This is a genomic window from Methylosinus sp. shoA, assembly GCF_059718125.1.
In genome coordinates this window covers 2,961,907-2,973,047 of record NZ_AP046091.1, presented here as the reverse complement: position 1 = coordinate 2,973,047, position 11,141 = coordinate 2,961,907, and the positions used below count along the sequence as shown (strand labels likewise).

Annotated in this window: 11 protein-coding genes and 1 tRNA gene; 2 read left to right on the top strand and 10 right to left on the bottom strand. The window is 69.4% G+C overall.

Annotation, left to right across the window (positions count from 1 at the left end):
• Positions 1 to 337 precede the first annotated feature (337 nt).
• Positions 338 to 1,369, top strand: coding sequence for a patatin-like phospholipase family protein (locus AC6IW9_RS13515; RefSeq protein WP_497764306.1), 1,032 nt, complete (start codon positions 338 to 340; stop codon positions 1,367 to 1,369).
• Between the two features lie 38 nt (positions 1,370 to 1,407).
• On the opposite strand, the gene AC6IW9_RS13510 is transcribed toward AC6IW9_RS13515, so the two are convergent.
• On the bottom strand, positions 1,408 to 1,839 hold the full coding sequence (locus AC6IW9_RS13510; protein ID WP_497764304.1) for a CBS domain-containing protein: 432 nt from the start codon (positions 1,837 to 1,839) through the stop codon (positions 1,408 to 1,410).
• A gap of 23 nt (positions 1,840 to 1,862) precedes the next feature.
• Positions 1,863 to 2,657 (bottom strand): rhomboid family intramembrane serine protease, encoded by a 795-nt coding sequence (locus AC6IW9_RS13505; RefSeq protein WP_497764302.1) that lies wholly within the window; start codon positions 2,655 to 2,657, stop codon positions 1,863 to 1,865.
• Between the two features lie 165 nt (positions 2,658 to 2,822).
• Here AC6IW9_RS13505 and AC6IW9_RS13500 point away from each other — a divergent pair, with 165 nt between their 5' ends.
• Positions 2,823 to 3,419, top strand: a complete 597-nt coding sequence (locus AC6IW9_RS13500; RefSeq protein WP_497764300.1) for a PAS domain-containing protein — start codon at positions 2,823 to 2,825, stop codon at positions 3,417 to 3,419.
• A gap of 58 nt (positions 3,420 to 3,477) precedes the next feature.
• Here AC6IW9_RS13500 and smbP read toward each other — a convergent pair whose 3' ends face one another.
• From smbP to AC6IW9_RS13460, 8 genes are all read right to left on the bottom strand, one after another.
• Entirely contained in the window at positions 3,478 to 3,816 is a 339-nt protein-coding gene (gene smbP / locus AC6IW9_RS13495) for a small metal-binding protein SmbP (protein ID WP_497764298.1), read from the bottom strand.
• 143 nt (positions 3,817 to 3,959) lie between these two features.
• Entirely contained in the window at positions 3,960 to 4,166 is a 207-nt protein-coding gene (locus tag AC6IW9_RS13490) for a hypothetical protein (protein ID WP_497764296.1), read from the bottom strand.
• 98 nt (positions 4,167 to 4,264) lie between these two features.
• A tRNA-Pro gene (locus tag AC6IW9_RS13485) sits at positions 4,265 to 4,342 on the bottom strand.
• Between the two features lie 56 nt (positions 4,343 to 4,398).
• Complete coding sequence (locus AC6IW9_RS13480; RefSeq protein WP_497764294.1) at positions 4,399 to 4,965, bottom strand: MerR family transcriptional regulator; 567 nt, start codon at positions 4,963 to 4,965, stop codon at positions 4,399 to 4,401.
• Between the two features lie 108 nt (positions 4,966 to 5,073).
• Positions 5,074 to 5,466 carry a hypothetical protein gene (locus tag AC6IW9_RS13475; protein WP_497764292.1) on the bottom strand — a complete coding sequence of 131 codons (393 nt, stop codon included), beginning with the start codon at positions 5,464 to 5,466 and terminating at the stop codon, positions 5,074 to 5,076.
• 134 nt (positions 5,467 to 5,600) lie between these two features.
• A complete protein-coding gene (locus tag AC6IW9_RS13470) occupies positions 5,601 to 6,527 on the bottom strand; it encodes a glycine--tRNA ligase subunit alpha (protein ID WP_497764290.1) in 927 nt (308 codons plus the stop codon).
• A gap of 259 nt (positions 6,528 to 6,786) precedes the next feature.
• Entirely contained in the window at positions 6,787 to 7,812 is a 1,026-nt protein-coding gene (locus AC6IW9_RS13465; protein ID WP_497764288.1) for a translocation/assembly module TamB domain-containing protein, read from the bottom strand.
• 47 nt (positions 7,813 to 7,859) lie between these two features.
• Positions 7,860 to 11,075 carry a translocation/assembly module TamB domain-containing protein gene (locus AC6IW9_RS13460; protein WP_497764285.1) on the bottom strand — a complete coding sequence of 1,072 codons (3,216 nt, stop codon included), beginning with the start codon at positions 11,073 to 11,075 and terminating at the stop codon, positions 7,860 to 7,862.
• Positions 11,076 to 11,141 lie beyond the last annotated feature (66 nt).

Sequence of the window (11,141 nt, the reverse complement as noted above, 5' to 3'; positions counted from 1 at the left end):
CGACTCCGCGATAGCGCGCTTTCGGGCGAAAGCGCAAATCTGGGGTTTCACGGCGGAAGGCGGCGGCGCGGAAGAAACGATGCGCCGGCGGAGTCTTCGCCGGGCCCGCGGCCGAGTCCACGGCGCGCGACGAAAAATTCCTTTCTCCTTTTCCGGCGAATGGAGAAATTTTCCGCCAGCGGATATTTCCATCGGCGGCGTTCGACGGCCGCGGTCGAAGCGCAGGGAGCCGGCCCCGCGTCGCCCCGGCGCCGTTAACGGCCCGGCCACTTTCTGCGCGCAGCTTTCGACCCAATATAGAAAAAACCCCGACGGGCGGAGACGGAGGAGAGGCGCGATGACGGCCTTTTTTCGTAATCCCTTCGACAGATGGGCGGCCGATGGCGGAGCCGACGCTCCCCCTGTCGACCGCGCGCCTGCTCCTCCCGAGCCGCAGCCCGAAGCCGCACGGCCCAAAATCGGTCTCGCGCTCGGCGCCGGCGCCGCCCGCGGCTGGTCGCATATCGGCGTGCTGCGCGAGCTCGCGGCCCATGGCGTCGTCCCGGACGTCGTCGCCGGCACCTCGATCGGCGCCGTCGTCGGCGCCTGCTACGCCGCCGGCAAGCTCGACGAGATCGAGACCTTCGCGCTGTCGCTGACCAAGCGGCGCGTCTTCCGCATGATGGACCTCTCCTTCTCGGGCATGAGCCTCATCGGCGGCGAGCGCCTGCGCGCCGCGCTGGAGCGCGAGCTCGCCGATCAGCGCATCGAGGACCTCCCCGTCGCCTTCGCCGTCGTCGCGACGGAGGTCGGCTCGGGCCACGAGGTGTGGCTGAAGCGCGGGCCGCTGGCGCAGGCGGTGCGCGCCTCCTACGCCCTGCCCGGCATTTTCGAGCCCGTGCGCATCGGCGACCGCTGGCTGTTCGACGGCGCGCTGGTCAATCCCATTCCGATCACCGTCTGCCGCGCGCTCGGCGCCGATTTCGTCATCGCCGTCAATGTGACGGCGGATACGATGTATCGCTCGCACATCATCCATGACCATCACGGCGAGAAGGGCGGCGAGGATGCGGCGCACGCGCCTTTCGCCGAGCGCCGCGACAATGCGGTCGCGGAACATCTTCTGCCGCGCTATTTCCAGCGCCGGCCGGGCGCCGCGCCCAATGTCGCCGCCTCGATGATCGACGCCTTCAACATCATCCAGGATCGCATTCTGCGCTCGCGCATGGCGGGCGATCCGCCGGACGCGACGATCCACGCCCGGCACGAGGATGTCGGAATGTTCGACTTCCATCGCGCAAAGGAGCTGATCGAGCTCGGCCACGAGGCGACGAAACGCTCGCTGCCGAACATATTCGCGCATATTCCGCTGGTCGGCGCGACGCCATAGACGCGTGCGCCCCCGAAGACTCGCTTTTCACAGCGCGGTCAGGCCGAGGCGATATAGGCGCGGAGCTCGCGCCGCTCCGACTCGATCTCGTCGATCCGGCATTTGACGACATCGCCGATCGACACGATCCCCGCGAGCCGCCCGTCGCGCATCACCGGCAAATGGCGGCGGCGCTCGATGGTCATCGCCTCCATCGTCGCGTCGAGGCTGTCGTGCTCGGCGATGGATAGGGGGTCGGCGGTCATGAAGCGAGCAACCTCGTCATAGAGCGCGTCGACGCCGTGGCGGGCGATCGCAGCGACGATGTCGCGCTCGGTGATCAGCCCGACGACCGCATCGTCCTCGTCCACGACGACCAGCGCGCCAATTCCCCGCCGCGTCAAATCCGCGGCCGCGTCCAAGAGGCTGCGGGCGGGCGTCGTGGTGGCGACCTCCGTCCCTTTATATGCGAGTATGCGGGCGACGTTCATCTCGAAAACCTCCCCTCGCTCTTTCAAATGGCGCGATCTGCGGCGGCCTTCCGCGGGTCGAGCAGGCCGAACAGCAGCAGGCCGGCGGCAAATCCCCCGACATGCGCTTCCCAGGCGATCAGCTCGGTCCCGCCCGCCGCCCGCGGAAACAGGCCGAACAGCAGATTGGCGCCGAACCACAGCGCCACGAAAGTCAGCGCCTGTCGGTTCCGCCACAATTCCGAAAGGCCCGCGCCGCCCTGCGGCGACGCCGACGGCTCCCCCTCCGCCGAGAACCGGGTGAAGGCGAAACGCGCGCTCGCCGCCATGGTTCCCGAGATCGCCGCCGAAGCGCCGACGACCGGCGCGAGATCGAAAGGATGAACCGCGAGATGGGCCGCCGCGCCGGCGATCGCCGTCAGCGCCAGAAACAGAAGAAAGCGGGCGGGCCCGAAGCGCCGCGCCAGCGGTGAACCGAAAGCGGCCAGAGTGACGCCATTGACCGTGAGATGCGTCCAATTGGCGTGGAGCAGCGCATAGGTGAGGAACGTCCACCAAGGGACGGGCTCGGCGCTGAGCGCGCGCGCCAGTTCCGCCGGATCGAGATTCGAAGGGAGCGCCTCGGCCATCGCACGTGCGGCCGCCTCCGGCCAAAAGGGGAAGGCGATGCGCCCCGGCATGAAGGCGAGCTCGATATAGACGCCCTCGACCGCCGACGCCGGGAGCGCGCCCATGGCCAGCTGGATCGCCAGCAGCGCGCCGAGGACCAGAGAGACCACGGCGGGCAGATTGAGAATCCTCTCCCGGCCGCCGCGCCGGGCTTCGCGCCACTCGTTCATTCCTCGATCCTCTCGCAGCCGTCGGCCGGCATGGTTGCCGAAAGCTCAAACCGTCCCGCCGAATCTGGCACGGCAGCTGCTGCCCAGCTCACGCCCTTCGGAAGACGGGCGTGACGCGCCCCAACCCGACGCAAGGTCGTCGAACTCGTGCCGTTCGGAAACAAAATGAGACAAGCGGTCAACAAGCATCTTTACGATTATTGGCATCGGCTCAAGGGCGCGCGTTCTGCGCCCGAGCGTTCCGAGATCGATCCGGCGGAAATTCGCGACGCGCTCGCCGATTCGTTCATCATCGAGGTCGACCCGGCCGCGACCTTCCCGCTCCGGCTCTCCGGAACGCGGCTCAACGCGCTGTGGCTCGCCGAGCAGAAAGGCCGCTCCTTCCTCGAGCTGTTCGACAAAGAGGATCGTCACACTCTGGAGTCGGTCGTGATGACGGTCGTCGACGGGGTCGCCCCGGTCGTCGCGGGCGTCGAAGCGACTACGGGCGCCGGACACGAATGGCTGGAACTCGAGCTGCTGCTGCTGCCCTTGCGTCATTTCGGCAAGACTCATGCGCGCGTGCTCGGCGCGCTGGCTCCGGCGCGACGTCCGCGCTGGTTCGGCCTGACGCCGGCCCGCCCGCTGAAATTGAATTCCTTTCGGGTGATCGCGCCGAGCGAGGCGCGGCGCTACGCGCCTCTGCCGATGACAGGCGCAATCCGTCCGTATCCGGCGGCGCGCCGTCCCGCCCTCGTCGTGCATCGAGGCGGCAAGGCTTGAAACCCCGAGCGCGCAACCGGCGCGTCGCCACGCCGGCTCGCCGTGGCGACGCCTCGCGTTACTGCGCGACCTGCTCGAGCTCGGACAATGCGGCTTTGACGTGCTCGCCAGCCGGAGCGAGATGGTCGGCATGACCCTCCTCGATCGCGGCCTTGATGTGGACGATCGCCTCGGCGAGATGCGGGTCGGGCTTGAATTTCTGCAGGCCCTCGGCTTTTTCGAGCGCGAGATCGGCATGATAGGCGAGCAGCCCCGTATCCTTCAGCTTCGCGTGGGTGATCGCCTCCTGGATATGGTATTTGGTTTTGTCCAGGCGGTCGTCGGCAAGGGCCTGGCCCGAACCGAACGCGAGCGCGGCGCCGAACGCGAGTGCGAGAGCGATACCTTTATTTTTCATAGGCGTTTTCCTCGGCGGCGCACATGTCTCGGCGATTCGCCTCGACTCTGGTTGCGGCCGCCGCTGATTTTGTCGCGTATTTTCCTACAGCACAAGCAGCATTTCGCCCTGCGACGTTGCGCCACGGCGGAGATTTTCGATCGTCACCAGAATTTGAGAGACTCGAAGAATCCCTTGCGAGCGAAGAAACGGTCCTGTTCCTTCAACTCGAGATAGGTGCGGCGAGCGGTCTCGCGCAACTCGAGCAGCTTGTCGTCGGGAACATCGAAATTCACCACAGCGGCCCGCAATTCCTTTCGCGCGTCATCCAGCTTCGACTGCAGAAGGGCGATCAATGGTTGTTTCGCCATTTGCTCTCTCTCTCGCTGAAGGCGAGCCTGAAAGCCGGACGAATAGTCTCGCCAGTTTCCCCGGTCAGATTCGCCAATGGGGCGTTGTTTTTTTGTTTTGGTCGGAGTGGCGGGATTCGAACCCACGACCCCTTGTCCCCCAGACAAGTGCGCTAACCGGGCTGCGCTACACTCCGACACGGGCGTCCTTATAGAGGGCGCAGCCGTCGCTGGCAACGCCGCACGAACAAAGTCAGCGCTGGGTCAGCAGCAGCATGCGCCGGCACTCGGAAATATGCTCGAGCGCCTTGCGCAGGCGCCGCACGTCCTGCGGATCGAGTCCGCAGGCGGGAGCTTCGGAGAGACGCATCGCCGGCAGGTCGAGCGTCGGCGGCTCGCGCGGCGGCGCGAGCGCGACCAAGCCTGCGCCGGAGGGCCGCGCGGGCGTCGAGGGCTCCTCGAGGATTTCGGCCCGTTGCGAGAACAGCGATGGCTCGGCCTCGCGTTCCGACTCGCGGAGATCGCCGGCGCGCGGATCGAGCGCGCCGGAGCGCACATTCTCGATCACCGCCCGCACGCCCTGCTCGCGCAAGAGGCGCTGCACGCCTTTGATCGTATAGCCGCGGCCATAGAGCAGATGGCGGATGGCGGCGACGAGCTCCACGTCGCGCGGGCGATAATAGCGCCGCCCGCCCGCGCGCTTGACCGGCTCGATCTCGGCAAAGCGCGTCTCCCAGAAGCGCAGCACATGCGGCGGCAGATCCAGGCTCTCCGCGACCTCGCCGATCGTGCGGAAAGCGCCTTCGTCCTTGCCCGTCACAGCCTCGCTCCGATCGATGCGGCCGAACGAGCGATTCGGCCGCGCTCCATTGTGGTCCGCGCGGCGGCGAACGCCAGAAGGATTTTTCGTCTCCCGGAGCGACGGCCTTCAGCTCAGCAGCGCCTGCGCGAAGCGGCGCGTCAATTCGCGGTCGCCGGCGCAGAAACGCACATGCCATTCGTTCACGCCGAGCCGGCGCGCATCCGCCCGCAGCCGGCGTCCCGCCACCGTCGCCAGCGTGTCCGACGCGAAGACGCAGACTGGACGACGGGCTACGCCCTCGCGCGCCACGCCGATGACCGCCGCCCCGGCGAAGGACGCGACCAGCGAGTCCTCTTCCGCCTGGAAGATCGAGCAGACATAGAGCCGTCCGCAGGACGAGCGCCAGGAGTAGAACCGCTCGCCGAGCGCGCTGGCGCTCAGCGACGCCAGCTCCCGGCCCCGGCACGACGGCGCGGCGAGAGCGCCGGGCGAAAGAGACTCTGCGTCGATCACCTGCATGATCAACCTCACGAAGAAATGAAAACGGCCGAATTGGACCGTGAACGAACTTAGAACATAAAAAGAACACTGTCAACACGCGCGTGTCGGCGCGCGTGTTGCGTGGGTTGGCGCGAGAATTGGCGCGAGGGCGCTCAGCCGGCGCCGCCGCCCTCCGTCCGCAGCCAGGCGGCGCCGCAAGCCCGCGCCAGCTCGCGCACGCGCAGAATATAGCTCTGCCGCTCGGTCACGGAGATCACGCCGCGCGCGTCGAGCAGATTGAAGGCGTGGCTCGTCTTCACGCATTGGTCATAGGCCGGCAGCGTCATCAGATGGCGCCCGTCCGCGCCCTTGTCGCCGAAGTCGAGCAGCGCCCGGCATTCGGCCTCGGCGGCGCGGAAATCGGAGAACAGCTTGGCCGTGTCGGCGGCCTCGAAATTATGCCGCGAATATTCCTGCTCGGCCTGCAGGAACACGTCGCCGTAAGTGACCTTCTCCGCGCCTTCGCCGCCGTTGAAATTCAGATCCATGATCGCGTCGACGCCCTGCAGATAGCAGGCGAGGCGCTCGAGGCCGTAGGTCAGCTCGCCGGAGACCGGCGCGCAATCGAAACCCGCCACCTGCTGAAAATAAGTGAATTGCGAGATCTCCATGCCGTCGCACCAGCATTCCCAGCCGAGCCCCCAGGCGCCGAGCGTCGGGCTCTCCCAATCATCCTCGACGAAACGAATATCGTGCAGCTTCGCGTCGACGCCGATCGCCGCGAGCGAGGCGAGATAGAGCGTCTGCAGATCGGGCGGCGAGGGCTTCAGGATCACTTGATATTGATAGAAATGCTGCAGCCGGTTGGGGTTTTCGCCGTAGCGCCCGTCCTTGGGCCGCCGGCTCGGCTGCACATAGGCGGCCTTCCAAGGCTTGGGGCCGAGCGCGCGCAGCGTCGTCGCCGGATGAAACGTGCCGGCGCCCATCTCCATGTCATAGGGCTGGAGAATGACGCAGCCCTGCTCCGCCCAGAAATTCTGCAGCGTGAGGATGAGCCCCTGAAAGGAGTTTTTCGGCGACAAGCGGGCGGCGGCGGTCATGCGATGGCTCCGAGGCGGTGGGCGACCATCCGAGAAGCAGAGCATGGGGCGCTCCCTTCTCCCGCCCTGCGGGAGAAGGTGGCCCGGCGTAGCCGGGTCGGATGAGGGCGGCGGCGGTTCGCGGCTCGTGAAGAAGCTCCGAGATCCTTGGGGCGGGTCGGACCCCCATCCGACCCCGCTTCGCGGGGCCACCTTCTCCCGCCGAGCGGGAGAAGGAGCGCGCGTCGAGAGTCTCGATTAGGCGCCCTGCGCCGAGGGGTCAATACTCCCATTCCACGCCCACGCCCACCGAGCTCTTGCCGTCCACCCGCGTCTCGCCCTTCAGGCGCACGTTCTTCGTCACGTCGACGCCGACGCCGACCGCGGTCTGCTCGGGCTTCATGCCGGTGCGCACGCCGACGCTGATGTTGTCGGAAATATAGCGCGAGGCGCCCACCTTCGGGCCGCCGGCGCCGCCGGCCTCGAGATCGAGCGAATCGACGCCGAGCGCGCGGCGCATCTTCTCGAAGGCGTCGACGCCCGTTCCCGCGCCCGAGAATTGCGCGAGGGCGGCGGCGAGCTGCACCGCCTGGAACGGCGACAGCGAGCCCGACGCCTTGGCGAACAGCAGCCGCGACAGCACCTCGTCCTGCGGCAGCGAGGGCGTCGAGGCGAAGGTGAAGGTCGGCAGCGCCGCCGGTCCGGAGACGCCGATCGTCGCGGTCACGTCGCCCGCCGTCGTCTCGGCGGAGAAGTCGAGCTGCGGGACGAGGCCGCCGGCGAAGGTCAGCCGGCCGCGCGAAATGTCGATGCGCTGCGTCAGCAATTGCATCCGGCCGCGGCGCAGATCGAAGGCGCCGTCGACGGCCGGCTTCTGCAGCGTCCCGGTCAGCCTGAGCCCGCCGCCGAATTCCGCGTCTATGCCGCGGCCGCGCACGAAGATACGGTTGGGCGCGGCGATGGCGAGGTCGATCGCGGCGTCGAAAGAGGTTTTCTTTCCCGCCTTCTCTTTCGCCTTTCGCTCGAGCGCGATGATGCGCTTCGCGAACTCGCCCGGCGCGATATGCGTGGCGCCGGGCGGCGCGAGAGCGGAGGCCGGCAGGCGGTCGGGAACATTGACCTCCATGCTCGCGAGCTTCACGCGGCCGCCGATGCGCGGCGCGCGTGCGAGGGCGCCGCCGATGTCGAGATCGAGATCGGCCGTCGCCGTGACGAGTTCGCTCGCGACGAGCTGCGCGTTGCGCGCGACGATGCGAATGGCGCCGGGAAATCCCGTCTCCGGCGCCACGGCGACATGGCCGGTCACCGCGATGCGCCCGCCATTGCGCGTCTGCGCGCCGAGCTGCGCGATGTTCAGCTCACGGCCCTTGCCCTCGATGCGCGCGTCGATGTGATCGAGATTGACGCCGTTGAGCGGATCGGCGAACGCGCCGTCGCGCAGGGCGACGACGCCGGCGAACTGGGGCGCGGAAGCGGCGCCCGAGACGCGCAGATCGATCGTCGCCTTGCCGCGCAGGGTCTGGCCGCCGGCGGCGAGCGCCGTGTCGAGGAGCTTGGCGTCCGCCGTTCCTCTGATCGCGAGATCGAGCGCGCCGGAAGCCGAGAGCGGCGCCGATCCGGCGACGGAGATTCGGCCGGCGGCGCCGAGCGCATGTCCGCGTCGAGCGTCGTGCGCGCGCCGCCGAGCGCGCCGCGCGCTCCGATGTCGATCGGCGGCAGGCCATTGGTCCGCGTCTGCGGAGCGGAGAGCTTGGCGAGCTTGATCTTCCATTCGCCGTTCGGCGCGGAGGCCGGCCCTTCGACGCGCGCGTCGGCGTCGAGCGCGCCGTCGAGCGCGAGGCTCGAATCGGCCATGGCGGCGATCGACAGCGGAAGGCCGCGCGCCGCGACGACGAGATCGAGGCGCTCGCCGATGCGTCCATCGACGCCGAGCCGGCCGGCGCCCGCCGCGAGCGCGAAATCCTTCAGCACGACGACGCCCTTGTCGAGGGTGATCGTCGTCGCCCGCGCGAGCGCGACGCGCTTGCCGCCGCGCTCCAGCGACAAAGCCCGGAGATCGAGCCGCATGGGCTCGCCGCGGGCGAGCACGCCGCGGGCGGCGAACGCCCCGCCCATCGCCTCGGCGGAGACATCGAGCGCGCTGCCGCCCTCCGCCGGGCTCGCGCGCAGCCGCGCTTTCGAGATCGTCCGGCCGCCGACACGCGCATCGTCGAGCGCCGCTTCGCCGTCGAGCGCCGGAGCGCGCAGCAGATCGCGCGCCGCGATCTTGGCGGAGAGCCGCTCGATCGACGCCTCCGCCGCACGAATCCGCGCGCCCTTGGCGTCGATGCGAATATTCTGCCCGCCATTCGCGCCGTCGAGCGCGATGTCGGCGTCGAGCGAGCCGGCGAGCTTTTGCAGCGCAAAGGCGGAGAAATCGTCGAGATCGGGCGCGGCGAGCGCGAGCCGCCCGCTGGCGAGGCCCGCGGCGTCGAGCGCGAGAGCGCCTTTCAGCGCGGCGCGTCCGATCGCGACGTCGAGCTTGTCGACCGTCCAGCCGTCGCCCGCTCTCGCGACATGGGCGCCGCCGCGCGCGGCGTTTCCGTCGATCGTCCCTTGCAGCACGGCGGAGAGATCCAGCGCGCCGAGCAGATCGCGCGCATCCGCGCGCAGAGAGAGTTTCGGGATCGCGCGGCCGGCTGCGCGAACATCGGTCAGGACCGCCTCGAGGCGCGCGTCGGGCTTTGCCAGCGAGCCGACGATCTTCGCCTCGACATCGGCGCGGCCGGAGAGGCGCGCGTCCGCCGGACGAAGATCGGGAAGCGCGATCTTCGCGACGATGTCGGCGCTCTCGCGCATCGCGGCGCCGTCGATCGTCGCCTGCAGATGATCGGCGCCGAGCGCGAGGCGATCGAAACGCAGCCCGCCGCCCGGCGCGAGGCCCGCCGCTCCCGTGAGGACGAGGCGGCGGCCGAGCAGGCCGTCGAGCGCGGCGGCGCCGGTCGCGGGCGAGTCGATCGCGCCGTCGAGCGTCGCTGTCAGCGCCTCGTCCTTCGGAACGCCCTTCAGCGCCGCGACGAGGGCCAGCGCGCCGCGCAGATCGCGCCCCGCGAGACGCGAGAAGCGGGCGAGGCGCGGCGCAGCGAGGCTCGCCTTGCCGTCGACGAGCGCCGGCCCGACGCGCCCGGCGAAGCTCGCCTCGCCGGCGCCGAACTCGAGTTTCGCGACGTCGATCTCCGCCTCGCCGGCGCGGGTCGCGCGGCCGCGCAGGAGGAAGGAGAATTTGTCGCCGATCGCCTCGGCCAATCCATGATCGGCGAAGGACAGATCCGAGCCCTGCGCCGCGCCCGAGAGATCGAAACGGTCGACGCCGTCCGCGGCGGCGGCCATGGAAAACTCGCCGTCGCTGCGGCCGATGCGGCCGAAGGGCGCGCGCGCGTCCTCGACGAGCCAGCGGATCTGCGCCGTCGGCCGCGACAGGCTGCCGGCGACATGGACCGTAGCGTCGAGCGTCTTCGCGCGGAATTGCGCCTCATCGGAAGCGGGGAGTCCATGGGCGGTCAATTCTGCGGCGAGCGCGCCGTCGGCGCCGAGGCGGCCCGTCGCCTCGACGCGCAGCGCCGAAGCAGCGAGCGTCATGCGCTCGATCGTCGCGGCGCCGTCGTCGGAGACAGTCGCGGCGCCTGCGAGACGCGTCGCGCCGGCGAAGAGGAAAGCGACCGACTTCGGCAGCAGCGGCTCCACGCGCGCGCCGAGATCGATATCCAGTCGCCGCGCGGCGCCGGCGCGCGCGAGATGCGCGGCGCCGCTCGCTTCGATCTCGCCCGCCTCGGCGGAGAGGCGCGCGGTCAGATCGTCGAACGTCCCCTCCCCCGTGAGCGCGACGTTCAACGCCGGCAGTCCCGGGATCTGCGCGAGGCGAACGATCGCCCCGCCCTCGGGCTCGCGCGCGGTGAGCGAAAAGCGCAGCGCATTCGTGCCCGGCGTCAGCTCGCCCGTCACGACGATCTCGCCCGGCGCATCCAGCCGTTTGACCTCGAGCGCGAGATGGGCGGCGTCGCTGCGCAGCGCCGCATCGCCGGTGACGGAGAAAGAGGCGGCGGCGGCGAGAACCGGCTCGGCGAGCGCGATCTCGCCGAGCGCCAAGCGGCCGAGCCTCATTCGCACCGGCGGCTGGGGAACGAAAAATCCGCCGCCGCCACTCTTGGCCGTGGACGCAGGCCCCGGCGCCGGCCGGCGCGCGACCGCGACGCGCCCGATGTCGAGCCGCTCGACGTCGACCTCGAGCGCGAACAGAGCGAGCGGCGACCAGGCGAGCGCCACATGATCGACCGTCAGCCACACGCCCTTCTCGTCGGCGATGGAAATGTCGCGCAGGGTGGGCTGCGTCGACAGCGGATCCTCGAAGGCGCCGATCTCGATCTTCATGCCGGGCGAGGACGCCGCGCGCGAGACGAGATCGGCGAGGAAGCTGCGTCCCTCGCGAATATTCCAGCGCGCGCCGACGACGGCGGCGAGACCGAGCAGGACGAGGGCGCCGAGGAGGATGCGCAAAAAGCGGCGCGGGCGCTTGGCGGGAGGCGGCGTCATCGGGTGCGACTCCTTCTCCCGCCTACGGGAGAAGGCGGCCTCGCGAAGCGAGGTCGGATGAGGGCC

What these genes read in the sequence shown, in the direction of transcription:
- AC6IW9_RS13510 (WP_497764304.1), bottom strand. Translation starts at nt 1,839, where the DNA reads ATGAACGTCGCCCGCATACTCGCATATAAAGGGACGGAGGTCGCCACC.
- AC6IW9_RS13475 (WP_497764292.1), bottom strand. Translation starts at nt 5,466, where the DNA reads ATGCAGGTGATCGACGCAGAGTCTCTTTCGCCCGGCGCTCTCGCCGCG.
- AC6IW9_RS13470 (WP_497764290.1), bottom strand. Translation starts at nt 6,527, where the DNA reads ATGACCGCCGCCGCCCGCTTGTCGCCGAAAAACTCCTTTCAGGGGCTC.
- AC6IW9_RS13515 (WP_497764306.1), top strand. Translation starts at nt 338, where the DNA reads ATGACGGCCTTTTTTCGTAATCCCTTCGACAGATGGGCGGCCGATGGC.
- AC6IW9_RS13505 (WP_497764302.1), bottom strand. Translation starts at nt 2,657, where the DNA reads ATGAACGAGTGGCGCGAAGCCCGGCGCGGCGGCCGGGAGAGGATTCTC.
- smbP (WP_497764298.1), bottom strand. Translation starts at nt 3,816, where the DNA reads ATGAAAAATAAAGGTATCGCTCTCGCACTCGCGTTCGGCGCCGCGCTC.
- AC6IW9_RS13490 (WP_497764296.1), bottom strand. Translation starts at nt 4,166, where the DNA reads ATGGCGAAACAACCATTGATCGCCCTTCTGCAGTCGAAGCTGGATGAC.
- AC6IW9_RS13500 (WP_497764300.1), top strand. Translation starts at nt 2,823, where the DNA reads ATGAGACAAGCGGTCAACAAGCATCTTTACGATTATTGGCATCGGCTC.
- AC6IW9_RS13460 (WP_497764285.1), bottom strand. Translation starts at nt 11,075, where the DNA reads ATGACGCCGCCTCCCGCCAAGCGCCCGCGCCGCTTTTTGCGCATCCTC.